At 74.7% G+C, this 20,578-nt stretch carries 18 protein-coding genes and 1 pseudogene; 4 read left to right on the top strand and 15 right to left on the bottom strand.

What is annotated here, in order from left to right:
• From ACWEMJ_RS29965 to ACWEMJ_RS29955, 3 genes are all read right to left on the bottom strand, one after another.
• Window positions 1-802: AAA family ATPase (locus ACWEMJ_RS29965; protein WP_452140256.1), on the bottom strand; the 802-nt coding region annotated here is incomplete at its 3' end.
• Window positions 803-983: 181 nt separating this feature from the next.
• Window positions 984-1,607: an NUDIX domain-containing protein gene (locus ACWEMJ_RS29960; protein WP_452140255.1), complete on the bottom strand. Its 624-nt coding sequence runs from the start codon at window positions 1,605-1,607 to the stop codon at window positions 984-986.
• Between the two features lie 116 nt (window positions 1,608-1,723).
• The gene (locus ACWEMJ_RS29955; RefSeq protein WP_452140254.1) at window positions 1,724-3,394 is read right to left on the bottom strand and encodes a CTP synthase; all 1,671 of its coding nucleotides are present in this window, start codon (window positions 3,392-3,394) and stop codon (window positions 1,724-1,726) included.
• 343 nt (window positions 3,395-3,737) lie between these two features.
• On the opposite strand from ACWEMJ_RS29955, the gene ACWEMJ_RS29950 reads away from it, so the two are divergent.
• On the top strand, window positions 3,738-5,663 hold the full coding sequence (locus tag ACWEMJ_RS29950; RefSeq protein WP_452140253.1) for a glycoside hydrolase family 15 protein: 1,926 nt from the start codon (window positions 3,738-3,740) through the stop codon (window positions 5,661-5,663).
• A 7-nt stretch (window positions 5,664-5,670) separates the two neighbouring features.
• Here ACWEMJ_RS29950 and ACWEMJ_RS29945 read toward each other — a convergent pair whose 3' ends face one another.
• The 3 genes from ACWEMJ_RS29945 to yczE all read right to left on the bottom strand — a co-directional run bounded on the left by ACWEMJ_RS29945 (window position 5,671) and on the right by yczE (window position 9,398).
• On the bottom strand, window positions 5,671-6,834 hold the full coding sequence (locus tag ACWEMJ_RS29945) for a glycosyltransferase family 4 protein (RefSeq protein WP_452140252.1): 1,164 nt from the start codon (window positions 6,832-6,834) through the stop codon (window positions 5,671-5,673).
• Between the two features lie 133 nt (window positions 6,835-6,967).
• Window positions 6,968-8,701 (bottom strand): DNA repair protein RecN, encoded by a 1,734-nt coding sequence (gene recN, locus ACWEMJ_RS29940; RefSeq protein WP_452140258.1) that lies wholly within the window; start codon window positions 8,699-8,701, stop codon window positions 6,968-6,970.
• 64 nt (window positions 8,702-8,765) lie between these two features.
• Complete coding sequence (gene yczE, locus ACWEMJ_RS29935) at window positions 8,766-9,398, bottom strand: membrane protein YczE (protein ID WP_452140251.1); 633 nt, start codon at window positions 9,396-9,398, stop codon at window positions 8,766-8,768.
• A gap of 111 nt (window positions 9,399-9,509) precedes the next feature.
• Between yczE and yczR the strand changes: the two genes are divergently transcribed.
• Window positions 9,510-10,985, top strand: coding sequence for a MocR-like transcription factor YczR (gene yczR / locus ACWEMJ_RS29930; protein ID WP_452140250.1), 1,476 nt, complete (start codon window positions 9,510-9,512; stop codon window positions 10,983-10,985).
• A gap of 192 nt (window positions 10,986-11,177) precedes the next feature.
• On the opposite strand, the gene ACWEMJ_RS29925 is transcribed toward yczR, so the two are convergent.
• From ACWEMJ_RS29925 to ACWEMJ_RS29910, 4 genes are all read right to left on the bottom strand, one after another.
• Entirely contained in the window at window positions 11,178-12,080 is a 903-nt protein-coding gene (locus ACWEMJ_RS29925) for an NAD kinase (RefSeq protein WP_452140249.1), read from the bottom strand.
• A 91-nt stretch (window positions 12,081-12,171) separates the two neighbouring features.
• On the bottom strand, window positions 12,172-12,978 hold the full coding sequence (locus tag ACWEMJ_RS29920) for a TlyA family RNA methyltransferase (RefSeq protein WP_452140248.1): 807 nt from the start codon (window positions 12,976-12,978) through the stop codon (window positions 12,172-12,174).
• Window positions 12,979-13,014: 36 nt separating this feature from the next.
• The gene (locus tag ACWEMJ_RS29915) at window positions 13,015-13,170 is read right to left on the bottom strand and encodes a hypothetical protein (protein ID WP_452140247.1); all 156 of its coding nucleotides are present in this window, start codon (window positions 13,168-13,170) and stop codon (window positions 13,015-13,017) included.
• Entirely contained in the window at window positions 13,163-13,996 is an 834-nt protein-coding gene (locus ACWEMJ_RS29910; RefSeq protein WP_452140246.1) for a hypothetical protein, read from the bottom strand. The genes ACWEMJ_RS29915 and ACWEMJ_RS29910 overlap by 8 nt, the downstream gene beginning before the upstream one ends.
• A 185-nt stretch (window positions 13,997-14,181) precedes the next feature.
• On the opposite strand from ACWEMJ_RS29910, the gene ACWEMJ_RS29905 reads away from it, so the two are divergent.
• Window positions 14,182-14,529, top strand: a complete 348-nt coding sequence (locus ACWEMJ_RS29905) for an SCP2 sterol-binding domain-containing protein (RefSeq protein ID WP_452140245.1) — start codon at window positions 14,182-14,184, stop codon at window positions 14,527-14,529.
• A gap of 66 nt (window positions 14,530-14,595) precedes the next feature.
• Here the strand turns inward: ACWEMJ_RS29905 and ACWEMJ_RS29900 are convergent, their stop codons facing one another.
• The 3 genes from ACWEMJ_RS29900 to ACWEMJ_RS29890 all read right to left on the bottom strand — a co-directional run bounded on the left by ACWEMJ_RS29900 (window position 14,596) and on the right by ACWEMJ_RS29890 (window position 16,670).
• Window positions 14,596-14,997: an SgcJ/EcaC family oxidoreductase gene (locus tag ACWEMJ_RS29900; protein WP_452140244.1), complete on the bottom strand. Its 402-nt coding sequence runs from the start codon at window positions 14,995-14,997 to the stop codon at window positions 14,596-14,598.
• 50 nt (window positions 14,998-15,047) lie between these two features.
• Entirely contained in the window at window positions 15,048-16,073 is a 1,026-nt protein-coding gene (locus ACWEMJ_RS29895; protein WP_452140243.1) for an HAD-IIA family hydrolase, read from the bottom strand.
• 87 nt (window positions 16,074-16,160) lie between these two features.
• Window positions 16,161-16,670, bottom strand: coding sequence for a tetratricopeptide repeat protein (locus ACWEMJ_RS29890; protein WP_452140242.1), 510 nt, complete (start codon window positions 16,668-16,670; stop codon window positions 16,161-16,163).
• A 109-nt stretch (window positions 16,671-16,779) separates the two neighbouring features.
• Between ACWEMJ_RS29890 and ACWEMJ_RS29885 the strand changes: the two genes are divergently transcribed.
• Complete coding sequence (locus ACWEMJ_RS29885) at window positions 16,780-18,135, top strand: DUF1015 family protein (RefSeq protein ID WP_452140241.1); 1,356 nt, start codon at window positions 16,780-16,782, stop codon at window positions 18,133-18,135.
• A gap of 76 nt (window positions 18,136-18,211) precedes the next feature.
• On the opposite strand, the gene ACWEMJ_RS29880 is transcribed toward ACWEMJ_RS29885, so the two are convergent.
• A complete protein-coding gene (locus ACWEMJ_RS29880; protein ID WP_452140257.1) occupies window positions 18,212-19,090 on the bottom strand; it encodes a tetratricopeptide repeat protein in 879 nt (292 codons plus the stop codon).
• A gap of 309 nt (window positions 19,091-19,399) precedes the next feature.
• A pseudogene (locus ACWEMJ_RS29875) lies at window positions 19,400-19,987 on the bottom strand (DEAD/DEAH box helicase); the annotation flags it as partial.
• Window positions 19,988-20,578 lie beyond the last annotated feature (591 nt).

The following is a 20,578-nucleotide window of genomic DNA, read 5'->3' as shown; positions in this document are numbered from 1 at the left end:
GTCCCGCGCCCCCGCTGGAGCTGGGGTCACGGAGTGTCCGCTCCCGCGCCGGCTGCCCGGGCGGGCGCCGCAAGCGGGCCGCGGCCTCGGTGACCGGCAGCCGCGGCTCGCAGCGCAGCCAGCCCGCGGCCAGCCGCAGCGCCGCCGGACGGTTGGCGCACGCCTCGGCGAGCTCGGCCGCGCCCACCGGGTCGCAGGAGATCCGGGTGCCGCCGACCAGCTCCGACAGCAGCTCGACCGCCACCCGGTGCTCCAGGCCGCCCAGGATCACCGGGTCGATGCCGTCGATGCCGGTCAGCGGGCCCGAGGTGGTGGCCAGCAGCACCGAGGCGGTCTTCTCGGCGAGCAGCGGCCACACCTGGCCGGTGTCGCGCACGTCGTCCAGCAGCACCAGCGCCCGCCGCGAGGCCAGCGCGTCGCGCAGCGCCTCGCAGGCCGGGTCCTCCTCGGCCGCGCCCGGCAGCAGCGCCAGGCCGGGCCGCTCACCGAGCTGGTCCAGCAGCGTCCGGGCCGCCCGGCCCGCGCCCACCCGCGTCCCGTCGGGCGCCGACATCCGCGCGTACAGCAGCCCGTCCGGGTACTGCTCGGCGACGCTCCGCGCCCACCGCACGGCCAGCGCGGTGCGGCCCGAACCCGGCCGCCCCGCCAGCACCAGCAGCCGCCCCCGACCCGAGGCCGGCCGGCCCGCCGCGACCGTCAGCGCCGCGAGCTCCGCCACCCGCCCCCCGAACGGCCGGGCGCCCGCGGGCAACGCGTCGAAGACCCCGGCCGCCTCGGCCACCGCCGCCGTATCCCTCGCCACCCGCGCCACTCCCGACCCGTCGCCCAGCGCCCCGGGCCCGCACACCGGGCCCCGTCCGCGAAGCGTAGTTCGACCACCCCACCCCACCCACCCACCCCGGTCCCCGCCAACCCCCACACCACCCCCCCGGCCCAACCCCGGTTGCGCGCCCCGGAGCAGCACCGCCCCGCGGGGCGCCGTCTCAGAACGGACGGGCCGGCCAGGGGCTGTCCGCCGGCCGCAGCGACCCGACGCCGCCGCGGGACAGCGCGGTGTGGAGGGCGAGGGTGCCGGTGACCAGGGTGGGGTTGTGGAGTTCGCCGGCCAGCACCAGGTCGACGAGCTGTTCGAGCGGCACCCACGCGGTCTCCAGCTCCAGCTCCTCCCCGTGGGCCGCGTACCGCTCCCCCTCCGCCTCGGCGAGGTCGGTCGCGAGGAAGAGCCGCAGGGCCTCGTCGCTGCCGCCGGGCGAGGTGTAGAAGTCGACCAGGACGCGCCAGTCGCCGGCCTTGCAGTACGCCTCCTCGTAGAGCTCGCGCTGCGCGGCGTGCAGCGGGTTCTCGCCGGGCACGTCGAGCAGCCCGGCCGGCAGCTCCCACAGCCGGTGGCGGACGGGGTGCCGGTACTGGCGCAGCACCAGGACCCGGGCCTGCTGGTCGACGGCGAGGACGCCGACCGACCCGGGGTGGATCTGGTAGTCGCGCTGCGCCCAGCTGCCGTCGGGCATCCGCACCTGCTCGGAGCGCATGCCCGTCATCCGGCCCTGGAAGGGCGTGTGCCCGTCCCGGACGTCCCACTCCTCGGCCGTGTCGCGAATCCCGGTCATCAGGAACACCACCCCTTCTCGTCAGATAGACGCAATCTACCGGACGCCCCGCCCCCGACACGCCGAAGCCGCCCGCCCCGGAGCGAACTCCGGGACGGGCGGCTTCCCGAGAACCGTCAGCCGACCTTGCGGTCGATCGCCGCGGCGACCAGGCCCGCGAACAGCGGGTGCGGCCGGGTCGGGCGGGACTTCAGCTCGGGGTGCGCCTGGGTGGCGACCAGGTAGGGGTGGACCTCGCGCGGGTACTCGACGTACTCGACCAGGTCGCCCTTCGGGGAGAGGCCGGAGAACTGCAGGCCGGTCTTCTCCAGGTCCGCGCGGTAGGCGTTGTTGACCTCGTAGCGGTGGCGGTGGCGCTCCTCGACGTACTGCTCGCCGCCGTAGACCTCGCGCACGATGGAGCCCTCGGCGAGCTTCGCCGGGTACAGGCCCAGGCGCATGGTGCCGCCCAGGTCGCCCTTGCCGTCGACGATGGCCAGCTGCTCGGCCATGGTCGAGACGACCGGGTGCTTGGCGGCCGGGTCGAACTCGGTGGAGTTCGCCTCGGGCAGGCCGGCCAGGTTGCGGGCGGCCTCGATGACCACGCACTGCAGGCCCAGGCACAGGCCCAGCAGCGGGATCTTGTTCTCGCGGGCGTAGGTGATCGCGCCGACCTTGCCGTTGACGCCGCGGTCGCCGAACCCGCCGGGGATGCAGATCGCGTCGACGTCGCCGAGCTGCTCCTGCGCGCCCTCGGGGGTCTCGCAGTCGTCGGAGGTGACCCACTTGATCTCGGCCCGGGCGTTGTTGGCGAAGCCGCCGGCGCGCAGCGCCTCGGTCACCGACAGGTAGGCGTCGGGCAGGTCGATGTACTTGCCGACCAGGGCGACCTTGACGGTGTGCTGCGGCTCGTGGACGCGGCGCAGCAGGTCGTCCCAGACCGTCCAGTCCACGTCGCGGAACGGCAGGTCGAGGCGGCGCACCACGTAGGCGTCCAGGTTCTCGCCGTGCAGCACCTTCGGGATGTCGTAGATCGACTTGGCGTCGATCGCGGCGACCACGGCCTCCTCGTCGACGTCGCACATCAGCGAGATCTTGCGCTTGATGGCCTGCGGCACCTCGCGGTCGGCGCGCAGCACGATCGCGTCGGGCTGGATGCCGATGTTGCGCAGCGCGGCCACCGAGTGCTGGGTGGGCTTGGTCTTGAGCTCGCCGGACGGGCCGATGTAGGGCAGCAGCGAGACGTGCACGAAGAACACGTTGTCGCGGCCGACCTCGTGGCGGACCTGGCGGACGGCCTCCAGGAACGGCAGCGACTCGATGTCGCCGACGGTGCCGCCGACCTCGGTGATGACCACGTCGACGTCCTCGGTCGCCATCCGGCGGATCCGGGACTTGATCTCGTTGGTGATGTGCGGGATGACCTGGACGGTGTCGCCGAGGTACTCGCCGCGCCGCTCCTTGGCGATCACGGTGGAGTAGACCTGCCCGGTGGTGACGTTCGCCGAGCCGTGCAGGTTGGTGTCGAGGAAGCGCTCGTAGTGACCGATGTCGAGGTCGGTCTCGGCGCCGTCGTCGGTGACGAAGACCTCACCGTGCTGGAACGGGTTCATGGTGCCCGGGTCCACGTTGAGGTAGGGGTCCAGCTTCTGCATGGTCACCCGCAGGCCGCGGGCCTTGAGCAGGGCGCCGAGGCTCGAGGCGGTGAGGCCCTTGCCGAGCGAAGAGGCGACACCCCCGGTGACGAAGAGGTGCTTGGTCGTCACGGCGCGGCCGCTGGCCGACTTGCCGGAATGGGGCTGTGCCAAGAGGGGGCTCCCGTGGGTGTCGTGTCGGAGAGTGACGCCGGTGGAGGGGCTCCCGGCCCTCGTTCCCACCAGTTCCACGGGATACCAGCGTATCAGTGCCCCGGCGAGTGCTCGCCCGCGTCCGGGTGGACGGGGCCCCGGCGGGTCGGCCGGACGGCGCATCGGGGCTGGTCGAAAGGGGCCCGGAGGGCTTGCGGCACAAGGCTTCCGGGCAGGCGGCCGGGGGGTGTGGATGCGCCCGAAACACTCGTATCGACGTATTCTGCTCAAACGTCGACATCCTCGCCCGACCCGTGCGTTAAGCCGCCGCCGGGGCACGCTGGGCCGCTGGGAACGGAGAGCCATGGCCGGTCGCATCGAGGACTACGCGCTCATCGGGGACATGCAGACGGCGGCGCTGGTCCGCCGGGACGGCGCGGTCGACTGGCTGTGCCTGCCGCGGTTCGACTCGCCGGCGGTGTTCGCGGGGCTGCTCGGCACCGACGAGCACGGGTTCTGGCGGATCGGCCCGGCGCTGCCGGTCGAGCCGCCGCCCGCCGCCGCCCCGCCGCCCCGCACCCTGCTGGACGGCGAGCCGCGACTGCCCCCGGAGACCGCCGCCGCGCCCGCGCTGCCCTGCGACCGGCGCCGCTACCGGGGCGACTCGCTGATCCTGGAGCAGGAGTGGGACACCCAGGGCGGCACCGTCCGGGTGATCGACTTCATGCCGCCGCGCCACCTGCTCGGCACCCCGGACGTGCCGCAGATGATCCGCATCGTGGAGGGCCTGGCCGGCACCGTCCGGATGCGCTCGGCGGTGCGGATGCGGTTCAGCTACGGCCGCGTGGTGCCCTGGGTGCACCGGGTCGAGCAGCCCGACGGCGGGCACCGCACCGTCGCGGTGGCCGGACCCGACTCGGTGTGGCTGGACGGCCGGGCCGAGACCTACGGCCGCGACCTGACCACGTACGCCGACTTCACCGTCACCGCCGGCGAGCGGATCGCCTTCGGGCTGACCTGGAAGGCCTCGCACGAGGCGGCGCCCGCGCCGCCGGACGCCGAGGAAGCGCTGGAGAACACCGAGCGGTTCTGGCGCGAGTGGGTCGAGCAGTGCCGCTACCAGGGCCCCTACCGGGAGGCCGTGGTCCGCTCGCTGATCACCCTGAAGGCGCTCACCTACGCCCCCACCGGCGGCATCGTCGCCGCCCCCACCACCTCGCTGCCCGAGGACCTCGGCGGCGAACGCAACTGGGACTACCGCTACACCTGGCTGCGGGACGCCGCGATCACGCTGTCCTCGCTGCTGCGCACCGGCTACCGCGAGGAGGCCCGCGCCTGGCGCGAGTGGCTGCTGCGCGCGGTGGCCGGCGACCCGGAGAACCTGCAGATCATGTACGGCATCGCCGGGGAGCGCGAACTCACCGAGTCCGAACTCGACTGGCTGCCCGGCTACGAGGACTCCCGCCCGGTCCGGGTCGGCAACGGCGCCGCCGGGCAGCTCCAGCTCGACGTGTACGGCGAGGTGGTCGAGGCCCTGCACCTGGCCACCATGTCCGGCCTGGCCCGGCACGACCACGCCCACCAGCTGCAACTGCGCCTGATCGAGTACCTGGAGGACCACTGGCGCAACCCCGACGAGGGCATCTGGGAGGTCCGCGGCCCGCGCCGGCACTTCGTGCACTCCAAGGTGATGGCCTGGGTCGCCGTCGACCGCACCCTCAAACTGCTGGAGCAGCTGGGCAACGCCCCGGACGGCCTCACCGAGCGCTGGGAGGCGCTGCGCGCCGAGATCCACGCCGACGTCTGCGCCAAGGGCTACGACCCGGAGCGCAACACCTTCACCCAGTACTACGGCGGCAGGGAGCTGGACGCCTCGCTGCTGCTGATCCCGCAGGTGGGGTTCCTGCCGCCGGACGACAAGCGGGTGATCGGCACCATCGAGGCGATCCAGCGCGAACTGTCCACCCCGGACGGCTTCGTGCTGCGCTACCCGACGCACGACGACGAAGGCAACAACGTCGACGGCCTGTCGGGGCACGAAGGGGCGTTCCTGGCCTGCTCGTTCTGGCTGGCCGACGACCTGGCGATGATCGGCCGGGTCGGCGAGGCCCGCGAGCTGTTCGAACGGCTGCTGGCGCTCCGCAACGACCTGGGGCTGCTCGCCGAGGAGTGGGACTCCCGCTCGCGCCGCCAGGTCGGCAACTTCCCGCAGGCGTTCAGCCACGTCCCGCTGATCGACACGGCGCTGCGGCTGACCGCCGCGGGCGGGCTGAACCTGTCGTCGCACTGACCCGGCATCAGTTCTGACGCTGCACCAGTTCGTCGTAGATGGACAGCACCTGGGCGACGGTGGCCGCCTCGTCCGGCCAGGTGCGGGCCTGGGCGCGGCCGGCGTCGGCGAGTTCGAGGCGGCGCTTCTCGTCGCCGAGGAGTTCGCGGACGGCGTCGCCGAGCGCCCGCCGGTCGGCGAACGGCACCAGCACGGCGGCGTCGCCGACCAGTTCGGGCACGCCGCCGACGGCGGTGGCGACCACCGGCACGCCGGCCCGCATCGCCTCCTGGGCGACCAGCGAGCGGGCCTCCCAGCGGGAGGACAGCACCACCAGGTCGGCGGCGGCCAGCAGGTCGGCGATGTCGGTGCGGTGGCCGAGGACGTCCACGGGCAGCTGCTCGGCGCGCACCCGCTCGGTCAGCGCCTGCCGCTCGGGGCCGTCGCCGGCCAGCAGCACGTGCGGCATCGGCTCGCCGGGCGCGGCGAAGTACGGGACGGCGTCCAGCAGCAGCGAGAAGCACTTCTGCGCGACCAGCCGGCCGATCGCCAGCACCACGGGCCGGCCGTCGTCGCCGCCAGGCAGCGCGGCCGCGCGGGCGGCCGCGCGGTCGAGCTCGGCGGGCGGCATCGGCGGGGCGGCGACCGGGCCGAGCCGGGCGTCGGTGGCGCCCAGTTCGCGGGCCCGGGCGACCAGGTCGGAGGAGGCGCCGAGGACCAGGTCGGCGGCCCGCACCACCCGGCGTTCCATCAGGCGCTGCAGGCGGCGCTCCAGGCCGGTGGCGAGCAGCGCGTGGTGCGAGGTGACCACCAGCGGCGTCTCCGGGCGGATGCCGGGGAACCGGCCGGCGGTGCGCAGCGCCAGGTCGGACAGCAGGCCGGCCCGCAGGCCGTGCGCGTGGACGACGTCGGCGCCGGTGAAGGCGCGGCGCAGTTCGCCGATCGCGACGGCGTCGGAGCGGGCGCCGGAGGTGGGGGTGATGTCGACGGTGTGCAGCCGGGCGCCGGCGGCGGAGAACCCGTGGCGGCGGTCGGCGCCCTCGGGCGCGCAGACCGTGACCGTCACCCCGTGGGCGACCAGACCGTGTGTCAGGGAGCGCACGTGCGCGCCGATCCCGCCGGTCGCGGCGGAAAGGACGAGCACCACGTGCAGCTGGGGGGCCGCGGTGGCCCGGGCGGCGGAATGGTCCACGTCGTTCTTGCTCCGACTCGTTGTCAGCTGGTGTCCGCTCGCCACGATGCCAGGTCCGTCGCCCTCTTGGACAGTCGGCACCGCTGCGGGCGCGTCGCCCGGGCCGGCGGGGCCCGGGCGGCGCGCGGCGGGGCTACCGGGACCGGGCGGTGCGGGCGGCTTCGAGCAGTTCCTCGGCGTGCGCCCGGCCGAGCTCGGAGTCCTCCAGGCCGGCCAGCATCCGGGACAGCTCGCGCACCCGCTCCTCGTCGTTGAGGGTCTTCACGCCGCTGCGGGTGACGACGCCGTCGTTGGTCTTCTCCACCACCAGGTGCCGGTCGGCGAACGCGGCGACCTGCGGCAGGTGCGTGACGACCACCACCTGGGCGCTGCGGGCGAGCTTGGCGAGGCGGCGGCCGATCTCCACGGCGGCCTTGCCGCCGACGCCCTGGTCGACCTCGTCGAACAGGTACGTCGGCACCGGGTCGGCGCCGGCGAACACCACTTCGACGGCCAGCATGACGCGGGACAGCTCGCCGCCGGAGGCGCCCTTGGCGATCGGGCGGGGCTGCGCGCCGGGGTGCGGGGCGAGCAGCACCTCGACCTCGTCGACGCCGTGCGGGCCGTACGCGACGGTGCGGCCGTCGATCTCGATCCCGGACAGGTCGTCGACCTGGCTGATCGCGAAGGTGACCCGGGCGTGCGGCATGGCCAGTTCGGCGAGCTCGTCGGAGACGGCGGCGGCGAACTTGTCGGCGGCGGCGTGCCTGGCCTGCGAGACCTCGGCCGCCAGGTCGGCCAGCCGCGCGCGCAACTCGGTCTCCCGCGCGCCGAGTTCGTCGATCCGGTCGTCGTCGCCGTCGAGTTCCAGCAGCCGCACCGAGCCGGCCTCGGCCCAGCCGACCACCTCGGCGAGGGTGCCCTCGGTGCCGGAGTACTTGCGCACCAGGTGGGCGAGGATCGCGCGGCGGTCCTCGACGGCGGCCAGCCGCACCGGGTCGGCGTCCAGGTCGTCGGCGTACCCGGCGAGGTCGCCGGCCACGTCGGCGAGCAGGTAGCCGACCTCGCCGAGCCGGTCGGCGAGCTGCGCGAGGCGCTCGTCGTGGTGGCGGACGGCGTCCACGGCGCGGCGGGCCTGGGCGAGCAGGGTGCCCGCATCCACCGCCTCCGGGTCGGCGGGGTCGCCCGCCAGCGCGGCGTGCGCGAGGGTCGCGGCGGAGGACAGCGCGTCGGCGTGGCCGAGGCGTTCGGCCTCGGCGGCGAGCTCCGCGTCCTCCCCGGCGACGGGCTCGGCGGCGGCGATCTCCTCCAGGCCGAAGCGCAGCAGGTCGGCCTCCTGGGCGCGCTCGCGGGCCCGGGTGGTGAGCTCCTCCAGCGTCGCGGAGACCTCACGCAGGGCGCGGTACACCTCGCGGTAGCGGGCCAGCGGCTCGGCGACGGCCTCGCCCGCGTACCGGTCGAGCGCGCCGCGCTGCCGGGACGGGCGCAGCAGCCGCTGCTGGTCGGTCTGGCCGTGCACGGCGATCAGGTCCTCGCCGAGCTCGGCGAGCAGGCCGACCGGCACCGAGCGGCCGCCGACGTGCGCGCGGGAGCGGCCCTCGGCGGAGACGGTGCGGCTGATCAGCAGCTCGCCGTCGTCGAGCTCGGCGCCCGCCTCGATCGCGCGGGCCACCACCGGCGAGCCGGGGTCGAGGGCGAGCCTGCCCTCGACGACCGCCCGCGCGGAGCCGTTGCGCACCAGCGCCGGGTCCGCCCGGCCCCCGAGCAGCAGCCCCAGGCTGGTCACCACCATGGTCTTGCCGGCGCCGGTCTCACCCGTGACGGCGGTGAAGCCGGGGGCGAGTTCGACCACCGCGTCGTCGATGACACCCAGATCCCGTATCCGCATCTCGTCCAACACGGAGACGACCTTACGAGGTTCCACCCACGGTTCGCGACGACCGCCCCCCGGTTCACCCGACAGTGGCGGCGGCGGCGCGCTCCGGCACGGTCAGGCGCGGCAGGAAGAACTGCACCAGCGGGCCGATCGCCAGCGCGTAGGCGAGGGTGCCGACGCCGAACGTCCCGCCCAGGGCGATGCCGGCGGCCAGCACGACCACCTCGATGCAGGTGCGGATCAGCCGCACCGAGCGGCCGGTGCGCCGGTGCAGGCCGGTCATCAGGCCGTCGCGCGGGCCCGGGCCGAGCCGCGCGCCGATGTACAGGCCGGTGGCCACCGCGTTCAGCACGATGCCCACCGCCAGCAGCGGGATCCGGGCGGCCAGCGCCTGCGGGTGCGGCAGCGCCGCCAGGGTGGCGTCCATCGCGACGCCCAGCACCGCGACGTTGCCGACGGTGCCGACGCCGGGCCGCTGCCGCAGCGGTATCCACAGCAGCAGCACCAGCACGCCGACCAGCGTCACCCAGCTGCCGACGCTCAAGCCCAGGTGCCGGGCCAGGCCCTGGTGGAAGACGTCCCACGGGTTGCCGCCCAGCGAGGAGCGCAGCACCAGGCCCATCGAGACGCCGTACAGCACCAGGCCGGCGGCGAGCCGGACCAGGCGGGTCGGCAGGTCGTTCGCGAACACGGGCAGGGAGAGTGCCATCAGTGGACCTCGTTTCGTGCGGTGCTTGCCGTTCCTCGGCACTGACCGTCACTATGGGCGGTCCAAAAGCACGCCCGACAGGGCCAATCCGATCCGAGTGGACTGATTCCGATGGCCGAGTGGCACAGCACCCTGACCCCGCACGCCCTCGCCCGCCAACTCCCCGCACCGGACGGCCGCCGCCCCGCCTACCGCTCGCTCGCCGACCGGGTCTCCCGCCTGGTCGCCGACGGCCGGCTCCCCGCCGGCACCCGGCTGCCCGCCGAACGCGAACTCGCCGCCGAACTCCGCCTCAGCCGCACCACCGTCGCCGCCGCCTACGAGGCGCTGCGCGCCGACGGCTTCCTGCGCTCCCGACGCGGCGCCGGCTCCTGGACCGCCCTGCCCGAAGGCACCCGGCCGCCCGCCGACACCCTGCACCCGCTCGGACCCGACCGGCACGGCACCGACCTCGACCTCGGCCTCGCCGCCCCCACCGCCCCGCCGCAGCTCGCCGACGCCGCCGCCCACGCCCTGGAACGGCTGCCCGCCTATACCGCCGGACACGGCACCTACCCCACCGGCCTGCCCGTCCTGCGCGAGGCCGTCGCCCACCGCTACACCGAGCGCGGCCTGCCCACCGGACCCGACCAGATCCTGATCACCACCGGCGCGATGAGCGCCCTGCACCTCGTCCACCAGGCCCTGCTCGGGCGCGGCGACCGGGTCGCCGTCGAAGCGCCCAGCTACGCCAACACGCTGCGCGCCCTGGACCGCCTCGGCGCCCGTCTGGTCCCCGTCCCCTTCACCACCGACCGTACCGGGCAGGCGAGTTGGGACCTGCCGCAGTGGCAGCGGGTGCTCCGCGGCGCCGCCCCGAAACTCGCCTCCACCATCCCCGACTTCCAGAACCCCACCGGCGCCCTGATCGACGAGGACCAGCGCCGCGACCTGCTCGCCCACGCCCGCGCCGCCGGCACCGCCGTCCTCGCCGACGAGACCTGCGCCGAACTCGGCTGGGGCGTCGCCGACTCCGCGATGCCCCGGCCGCTGGCCGCACTCGACCGCGACGCCCGGGTGATCACCGTCGGCTCGGCCGGCAAGGTGCTCTGGCCCGGCCTGCGCGTCGGCTGGCTGCGCGCCCAGCCCTCGCTGGTGCGGAAGCTGGCCACCGACCGCGCCCTGTACGACCTCGGCACGCCCGTCCTCGACCAGCTGATCTGCGCCCACCTGCTCACCGACCACCTGCCGGCCGTCCGCGCCGACCGCCACGCCGGCCTGCGCGCCACCGCCGAGGCCTTCGCCGTCGCCCTGCCCCGGCACTTCCCCGGCTGGCGCTTCACCCTCCCGCCCGGCGGCCTCGCCCTCTGGGTCGCCACCCCCGGCCTCCCCGCCACCGCCCTCGCCCGGGCCGGCGAACGCCTCGGCGTCCGCCTCGCCTCCGGCGCCCGCTTCGGCATCGACGGCGCGTTCGAGGAGTACCTGCGCCTCCCCCTCACCCTCCCCGCCACCCACGTCCCGGACGCCCTCCACCGCATCGCGGAGGCCGCCGAGCTCGCCCGCGCGGAGCGCTTCACGACGGCGGAACCGGAGCCGTGCAGCCTGTAACGAGAGAGTGCGAAACGCAGGGAGAGCACAACCAGGGGCGCGGGGAACTGCGCGAAGCGGGAGGCGCCCCACCGCCAAGATCGCGACGCAGGACAATGACTTGCACGTGATCGCGACCTTACGGACGTGGTCTGCGCTTGTCGCGCAGTTCCCCGCGCCCCTGGTGGTGCTCGCCCTGGTTTCGCACCCACCTCACGCGTTCTGTCCGCGCCCCCGCCACCCCGTGACCGGCAGGGCGAACTTCGCGACCAGGCGGTCCGTGAAGGGCGCCCGGTGCAGGCGGGCGAGGCGGACCGGCGTCTTGCCGCGCCGTACCTCCACCCTCGCGCCGGCCGGGAGTTCGACCGAGCGGCGGCCGTCGCACCAGAGCACGCCGTGGGGCGTCTTCGGCTGCACCTCGACCGCCAGCACCGAGTCGGGCGAGGTCACCAGCGGGCGGGCGAACAGCGCGTGCGCACTGATCGGCACCATCAGCAGCGCCTCCACCTCCGGCCACACCACCGGCCCGCCGCCGGAGAACGCGTACGCCGTCGAGCCGGTCGGCGTGGACAGCACCACGCCGTCGCAGCCGAAGTTGGACACCGGGCGGCCGTCGACCTCGGTGACCACTTCGAGCATCCGCTCGCGGGCGGCCTTCTCCACCGAGGCCTCGTTCAGCGCCCAGTCCTCGTGCAGCACGTCGCCGTTGGTGCGCACCAGCACGTCGATGGTCATGCGTTCCTCGACGGCGTAGTCGGCGTCCACCACCCGGTCGACCACCGTCGCCAGGTCGTCGCGTTCCGCCTCGGCGAGGAAGCCGACCCGGCCCAGGTTGATGCCGAGCATCGGCAGCCCGGACTCGCGGGCCAGCTCCGCCCCGCGCAGCAGGGTGCCGTCGCCGCCGGCGACCAGGATCAGTTCGCAGCCGTCGGCCGCGCCCGGCCCGCCGGGCACCAGTTCCACCCCGTCCGGTAGGTCGAGGCCCACCGCTTCCGTCTCCAGCAGCCGGATCCGGATCCCCGCCTTCAGCAGGCCGTCCACCAGCCCTTCCACACTGCGCAGGGCGGCCTCCCGGCCGGTGTGCGCGATCAGGAAGACCGTACGACGATCGCTCATTGCCCGCTGCCCTCTCCCTACGCCCGCCGGACCCTGCTGGCCCGGCCGCGGCATGCCAGTCTGCGCAACGCTCGGACGCCTGCCAAGTACCCTACTTGGGGCCCTCCGCCACGGCCCGGTCCGCCTCGGCGGGATCCAGTTCGCCCGCGTCCCGGCGCAGCCACAGGAAATACTCCACGTTCCCCGACGGGCCCGGCAGCGGCGACGCCGTCACCGCCCGCACGCCGAGGCCCAACTGCCAGGCCTGCGAAGCCACTTGGCGGATCGTCTCGGCCCGCAGCTCCGGCGAGCGCACCACGCCGCCGGAACCCAGCCGCTCCTTGCCGATCTCGAACTGCGGCTTCACCATCAGCACCAGGTCGGCGTCGGGCGCCGCGCAGCCGGCCAGCGCCGGCAGCACCAGGCCCAGCGAGATGAACGACAGGTCGCCGACCACCAGGTCGACGAGGGTGCCGCCGATCAGCTCCGGCGTCAGCTCCCGCACGTTGGTGCGGTCCATCACCGTCACCCGCTCGTCGCTCTGCAACGACCAGGCGAGCTGCCCGTAGCCGACGTCCACCGCCAGCACGTGCGCCGCGCCCGCGCGCAGCAGAACGTCGGTGAAGCCGCCCGTGGACGCGCCCGCGTCCAGCGCCAGGCGGCCCTCGACGACCAGGCCCTGCGGCACGAACGCGGCGAACGCGCCGGCCAGCTTGTGGCCGCCGCGCGACACGTAGTCCGGGTCCGTGTCGTCCTTGGCGACCACCACCGCCGCCGCCGTCTCCACCTGCGTCGCCGGCTTCGTCGCCACCGCGCCGCCCACCGTCACCCGGCCCGCCGCGATCAGCTCGCTCGCGTGCTCCCGCGACCGGGCCAGCTTCCGCCGCACCAGCTCCGCATCCAGACGGCGTCGTGCCACTGCCACTGCTACGTCAGCTCCCACATTCCGCAATCGTCACTCGCGGTCCAGCGCCGCGAGGGTCGCGGCGAGCCGCGCATGAACATCTTCGTACACCTCGGCCCGCTCCCCCGCCCCCACCCCGTCCGCCTCGCCGAGCCGGGCCAACACCTCGTCGACCTCGGCCTCCCCCGTCCACTGCACCTCACTCACCGCCGGCGTCCCCGCCCTCGGCCTTGGCGGCGGTCTTCCGGGCGGGCGCCTTCTTCGCGGTCGCGGCCTCCGACGCGCCGTCAACGGCCTTGGTGCGCTTCGACGCGGCCTTGGTCGACGACGTCGGCACCGACACCGACTTCCGCGCCGGCGCGGCCTTCTTCGCCTGCGCGGGCAGCGGGGCCGACGGGCTGTCCACGGGGGCGGCCTTCTTCACGGCCGTCTTCTTCGCCGTCGTCTTCTTCGCGGGCGCGGCCTTCTTCGTGGACGCGGCCTTCTTCGCCACCGTCTTCGGCGTCGCCGCGGCCTTCCGCGGCACCGAGCGCTTGGCCGCCGTCTCCTTGGCCGCCGCGCCCTTGCGGGCAGCGGGCCGCTTCACCGGCGGCGCCGACGGCTCGGGCTCCGCGGCCGGCTCCGCCACCGGCTCCGCGTCCCACCCGGCGTCGAACAGGCCCTTGGCGCGGGCGGCCGGCCGGACCACCGGCTGCTCCTGCGGCTCCTCCTCGGCCTGCCCCTCGGGCTCGGTCGCGGGCGGCTCGCCGGTCTCGCGCAGCTTCGACTCCAGGAAGCTCAGCACCACGCCGACCTTCACCACCTGGTCGCCGACCTTCTCCACGACCCGCTCGACCTCGCCCTTGGCGGCGCCCGCGAGACCGACCCCGGCCGACACCGCCTGCTCGGCCAGCGTCCGCAACTGATCGACCCCCGCCGGGAGTTCGCCGCTCCGGCGGATCAACTCCTCGGCCGCGCCCTGCACCCGGCGGCCCGCCTCCTCGGCGAGCTCCGCCGCGACCACCACCACACCCCGCACCGCATCCCGCAGCATCCGAACCGCCTCCTCCGCGGGCACCCACTGCCCGACCTGACGCTACCCCGTCCTACGCCCGGCCCGTACGCGCATTCCCCACCCGCCCCACGGTCGGCCCCCTCACCCCGCCCGGCGAACCCGCCCGCCGGGCGCGTTAGCGTGGAACGCCGCACCGACCACCGAGACAGGAGCACGCCGCACCCATGGCCACCATCGAGGAGTGCCGCAGCGCACTGGAGCAGCTCAGCCGCAACCTCGCCGGCGCGAACGGCGACGTCCGCAAGGCCGCCGCCCTCGACCGGTCGCTCAGCTGCCACCTCACCGACCTCGACCTCACCTTCACCGGACGGCTCACCGGCGGGCAGCTCACCGGCATCACCGACGCCCCGGGCGCCCCCACCGCCAAGGCCGACATCCGCCTCACCACCACCGGCACCGACCTGGTCGCCATGGTCGACGGCCGACTGCCGTTCCCCACCGCCTGGGCCACCGGCCGCCTCAAGCTGGACGCGAGCTTCCTCGACCTGCTGCGCCTGCGCAGCCTGCTCTGAGCACGCCCCGCGAAACACTCCGTCCCGCCGTGCGGCGCACGGCGGGACGGGTCGGAGCGGGCGCGGTCAGGCGGCGAGCACCTCGGTGTTCTGGCTGACGTGCAGCCGCCAGCCCTGCTCGTCCTTGGAGACGATGTACAGCGGCGTCCCCTCCGACACCCCGTCCGCCGTGCGGTGCGTCTGCCGCACCTTCACCGCGGCGACGTCCGGCCGCAGGAACTGGACGTGCGCCACCTCGTAGCTGACCTCGCCCGCCAGGACGGCGCTCGGCATCACCCGCCGGGTGAACTCGGCGATCGCGTCGAACCCGATGAGCACCTTGCCGTGCCCGGTCGTGGTCAACGAGTCGGGACGCAGCAGGGACAGGAACCCCTCGACGTCCTTCTCCCGCTGGGTGCGCTCCACGGTGGCGACGATGGCGTGAATGGCGTCCAGGTCCGCAGCGCGGACCGCAGTGTCGTTGGTCATACGGCCAGCCTGCATGTTCAAGTCCGCTTGAAGTCAACCGCGACGGAACGTCAACTCGGCTGCCCCGCAAGGGCCAGCGCCTTCGCGCCGTCCGGCACCGCGCCGTTCGCGTCCGCCCACGTCCAGGCCGCCGCGCACAGCGCGCGCAGCGCGTCGATCCGCTCGCCCGCGCCGTCCAGGGTCAGCGCGCCGTCGGCCACGCCGGCCTCCCAGCCGCCGCAGCCGAACCGGCCGCCGCCCAGCGCCGCCACCTCGGGCTGCGGCTCCAGCAGGCCCCGCAGGTCGTCCGCGAGATAGGTCGGACGGTGCTGCACGGGGGCGGCCAGCAGCAGGGCGGGCGTGGTGACGCCGGTGAAGACCAGCAGCGAGTCGACGCCGCCGTTGTACGCGCCCTCGATGTCGGTGTCGAGGCGGTCGCCCACCACCAGCGGACGCTTCGCGCCCGTCCGCAGCACCGTCTCCCGGTGCATCGGCGGCAGCGGCTTGCCCGCCACCTCCGGCGTCACCCCGGTCGCCGCCGACACGGCCGCCACCAGCGTCCCGTTGCCCGGGGCGATGCCGCGCGCCGTCGGGATCGACAGGTCGGTGTTCGACGCCACCCACGGCAGGCCCCGGCCGACCGCGTAGGACGCCTCCGCGAGGTCCGCCCAGCCCACCGACGGGTCGTAGCCCTGCACCACCGCCGCCGGGTCCTCGTCCAGCGAGCGCACCGTCACCAGCCCGCGCTCGCGCAGCGCCTCCACCAGCCCCGCGCCGCCGACCACCAGCACCCGCGAACCCGCCGGAACCCGCTCCGACACCAGCCGCGCCGCCGCCTGCGCCGAATTGATCACATCGGCCGGTTCGGCCGGCACGCCCAGCTCCGACAGGTGCTCCGCGACCGCCCGCGGCGGACGGGAGGCGTTGTTGGTGACGTACGCCAGCCGCATCCCCGCCGCCCGCGCCCGCTCCAGCGACTCCACCGCCCACCGGATCGCGTGCGGCCCGGCGTACACCACGCCGTCCAGGTCCAGCAGCGCCGTGTCGTACGCCTCCGTCAACGCCACCGCGCTGCCCTGCGGCACGCTCCGCACCATCGCTGCTTCTCCACTCACGTCGAAACCCACGCCGAACCTCACGCCGACTCACGCCGACTCACGCCGGACGATCGAACACCCGCAACCCTAGGCCCTGTCCTCCGGATCCTGCGGCGGCGCCAAGTACCCCGGCGCACCCGGCTGCAACGGCCCGAACGCGCCCGCCCTGGCCGCCAGCGTCGCCCGGGTCTGCCGCAGCGCCGCCCGGTAGTGCTTGTTGCCCGGCTGCATCGCCACCGCCAGCGCCAGGTGCTCCGCCGACGACTCGAAATCCCCCAGCCGGGCCGCCGCCACACCCCAGCCGAACTGCGCGTAGTCGTCCGACGGATCGGCCACCGCGACCGTCCGGAAACTCTCCAGCGCCGCCGCGTACTGCCCCGCGTCGAACTGCGCCCGCGCCAACGCCTCCCGGATCGACCGCGACCCCGGCTCGGCCTCCGCCGCCCGCGCCAGCAGCTGCACCGCCGCCGCCGGATGCCGCTCCTCCAACAACCGCACCCCGCGCCGGAACCAGTCGTACACCCCGCCGCCCGGCGCCCCCGCCGCGCTCCCCGAGGAGGCCTCCGCGCCGTCTCCCCCGTGGCTCCCGTGACTCATCCGCACTGCCCCGCTTTCCTGCTCCGCACCCACCGCCTCGCCCGCGGCCGGGAAACAGCCGCGCGCATCGCGATCTCCCAACAAGAACTACCCGGCTAACATGCCCAAGATGAGCGCCCCCCGTGCCGAAAGCGGCAACGAGCCCTCGGGCGGCCCCGGAGACCCCGGGCACGTCGCCACCGCAGGGCTGTCCCTGTCCCCGTTCCGCGGCCTGCGCTACGACCCCCAACGGGTCGGCGACCTCGCCGCAGTGACCTCACCGCCGTACGACGTGGTGGACCCCGGACGGCGCCACGACCTGGAGACCGCGGACCCCCACAACATCGTCCGCCTGATCCTGCCGCGCCCCGAACCGGAGGATTCCGGCCACCGCCCCGACCGCGACACCCGCTACCGGCACGCCGCCCGGCTGCTGCGCGACTGGCGCGAGCAGGGCGTCCTCACCGCCGACCCCCGGCCCGCCCTGTACGTCTACGAGCAGCGCTCCCCCACCGGCGACCTGCAACGCGGCCTGATCGGCGCCCTCGCCGTCAGCGGCCCAGAGGCCGGCGTCGTCCTCCCCCACGAGGACGTCATGCCCAAACCCGTCGCCGACCGGGTCGGCCTGATGCGCACCACCCGCGCCAACCTCGAACCGCTGCTGCTCACCTACCGGGGCCACGGCCGGGCCGCCGAGGTCGTCGACCGCACCGCCGCCGGCGAGCCGCTGCTCCACGTCACCACCACCGACGGCACCCACCACCGCCTGTGGGCCGTCACCGCGCCCGCCGACCTGGCCGCCGTCAACCGCGACCTCGCCACCTGCCGCGCCCTGATCGCCGACGGGCATCACCGCTGGGAGATGTACCTGCGGCTGCAGCGCGAACACCGCCACCTGCCGCGCAGCCCCTGGGACCGCGGCCTGGTCCTGCTGGTCGACACCGACCGCTACCCGCTGCAGGTCCGGGCCATCCACCGCGTCCTGCACCGCCTGCCGCTGCACGCCGCGACCGCCGCCCTCGACCCCGACGTCTGGCAGCTCACCGAACTGGCCGGCTCCCTCGACGACGCCCTCAAGGCCCTCGCCGAGGCCCGCACGGACGCCCGCAACGCCTTCGTCCTCACCGCCGGCGACGACCGCTACCTGCTGCTCACCGGCCCCGACGAGCGCATCCTGGACGCCACCGTCCGCACCGACCGGCCCGAGGAGTGGCGCCACCTCGACGCCACCGTGCTGCACGCCACCCTGCTCGACCGGACCTGGCACGTCCCCGACAGCCCCGAGCACATCGGCTACCTGCACTCCGCCGAGGCCGCCGTCCGGGAGGCCGCCCGCACCGGCGGCACCGCCGTCCTGCTCCACCCCGTCGAGGAGCGCGTGGTCCGCCGCCTCGCCGAGCAGGGCGTCACCATGCCGCGCAAATCCACCTCCTTCGGCCCCAAACCGGCCACCGGACTGGTTCTGCGCTCGCTCGAACTCGGCTGACCCGCGCGCCGCGGACACAGAACGGCCCCCGTTCCAGATCGGAACGGGGGCCGCCTGTTCGAGTGCCGCGCGAAGGTCAGGCCTTCTTCGGCTCCTCCTTGAAGGAGTCCTCGTCGTACTCCTCGTCGATCTCGAGGTCGTCGTCGTCGTAGAACTCCTCGACGTCCTCCTCGTCCTCGAAGATCATCCGGTCGTCGCCGATCTCGTCCTTCGCGATCGGCTTGCGGGCCGGCTCCTCGGACTCCACGGCCTCGTCCTCGGCGTCCTCGTCCAGCGCGTCGGTGAACTCCACGCCGTCGATCTCCGCCAGCCGCTCGGCCGCGTTGGTCGAACCGTCCGAGTCGGCCTCCACGGCCTTCACGAACCACTCGCGGGCCTCGTCCGCCCGGCCCGCCGCGATCAGCGCGTCGGCGTACGCGTAGCGCAGGCGCGCCGTCCACGGGTGGATCGCCGAGGACGCCAGCTCCGGGCTCTGCAGCGTCACCACGGCCGCGTCGAACTGCTCCAGGTCCGCACGGGCACCCGCCGCGACCAGCCGCATCTCGACCTGACCGGCCTTGTCCAGCTGCTTCACCTCGGGCTCGCCGGCCATCGCCAGCGCCCGCTCCGGACGACCCAGACCGCGCTCGCAGTCCGCCATCACCGGCCACAGGTCCACCCGGCCGGTCATCCGCTTCGCCGCCCGGAACTCGGTCAGCGCCTCGGAGTACCGCTGCGTCATGTACGACGCGAAACCGGCCGCCTCGCGGACACTCGCCACGCGCGACGCCAGCCGCAGCGCGACCCGCGAGTAGTTGTAGGCCTCCTCCGGCTCACTGTCGAGCAGCCGGGCGACCATCACCAGGTTGCGCGCCACATCGTCCGCGAGGGTCTTCGGCAGGCTCTTCAGGTCCTGACGCACGTCCGCGTCGATCTCGAAGCCGGTCACGTCGTCCGGGATCGGCAGCCGGCGCACCGGCTCCGGCCGACGCTCGTCCTGCTCCCGACGGAACCCGCCACGGTCGTCCCGGCCACCCCGGTAGCCGCCACGCTCGCCACCGCGGTCGTCACGGCCACGGAAGCCGCCACGGTCGCCACGGTCGTCGCGACGGAACCCGCCACGGTCGCCGCCGCGGTCGTCACGGCGCTCGAAGCCGCCGCTGCGCTGCGGGCGGTCGCCGTACGACGGGCGGTCGCCACGGTCGTCGCGGCGGAAGCCACCCTGCGGGCGGTCGCCGCGGTCGCCACGGTCGTCGCGGCGCTCGAAGCCACCGCTGCGCTGCGGACGGTCGCCGTAGGACGGGCGGTCGTCGCGGTCCCGGTACCCGCCCTGGGGCCGGTCGTCGCGACGGAAGCCACCCTGGGGGCGGTCACCGCGGTCGTCACGGCGCTCGAAGCCGCCGCTGCGCTGCGGACGGTCCCCGTACGACGGGCGGTCGCCACGGTCGTCCCGACGGAAACCACCCTGCGGGCGGTCACCGCGGTCGTCACGACGGAAGCCACCACCCTGCGGACGGTCGTCACGGCGGAAACCACCCTGGGGGCGGTCGCCACGGTCGTCGCGACGCTCGAAGCCGCCGCTGCGCTGCGGACGGTCGCCGTAGGACGGGCGGTCGCCACGGTCGTCCCGACGGAACCCACCGCGGTCGTCGCGACGGAAACCACCCTGGGGGCGGTCGCCACGGTCGTCACGGCGCTCGAAGCCGCCGCTGCGCTGCGGGCGGTCGCCGTACGACGGGCGGTCGCCACGGTCGTCCCGACGGAAACCACCCTGCGGGCGGTCACCGCGGTCATCACGACGGAAGCCACCACCCTGCGGACGGTCGTCACGGCGGAAACCACCCTGGGGGCGGTCGCCACGGTCGTCACGGCGGAAGCCGCCACGGTCGCCGCCCTGGGGACGGTCGTCGCGACCGCGGTAGCCACCGCCCTGCGGGCGGTCGCCGTACGACGGACGGTCGCCACGGTCGCTGCGGTAACCCCCGCGGTCGCCGCCGCGGTCACCGCGGTCGTCACGACCCCGGTAGCCGCCGCCTTCGCCACGGTCGTCACGACGCGGGCCACGGTCGTTCGACCAGCCCCCGCGCGACCTGGGCTCGTAACCCCGGCCGCCGTCGTTACGGCGCTCGGGCCGGTCCTGGGGCGGGTTCGACATGCTGGTGACTCCTGTCTGCACACTGCTGGCTCTAGAGGGCGCCACTGCCGATCCATCGACACCAGCGCGCGATCCGGACGGGTCCCCCGGCCCCACCAGGGCCGGTCCGTCCGTCTTTGTCCATTGTCCGGCACACGGACGAGCACCGCGTCCGGGTGCCCGACCGCCGTGCGCCGGCGGTCTGTTCGGCTGAAAAGCCCAACAAAAAAGGCCGAGGCCCCAGCTAATCGCTGGGGCCTCGGCCTATTGAAGAATTGTTCGGCGGCGTCCTACTCTCCCACAGGGTCCCCCCTGCAGTACCATCGGCGC

This window comes from Kitasatospora sp. NPDC004531, assembly GCF_053602195.1.
The sequence above is the reverse complement of the archived record's forward strand: the minus strand, read 5'-3'. Positions and strand labels throughout refer to the sequence as shown.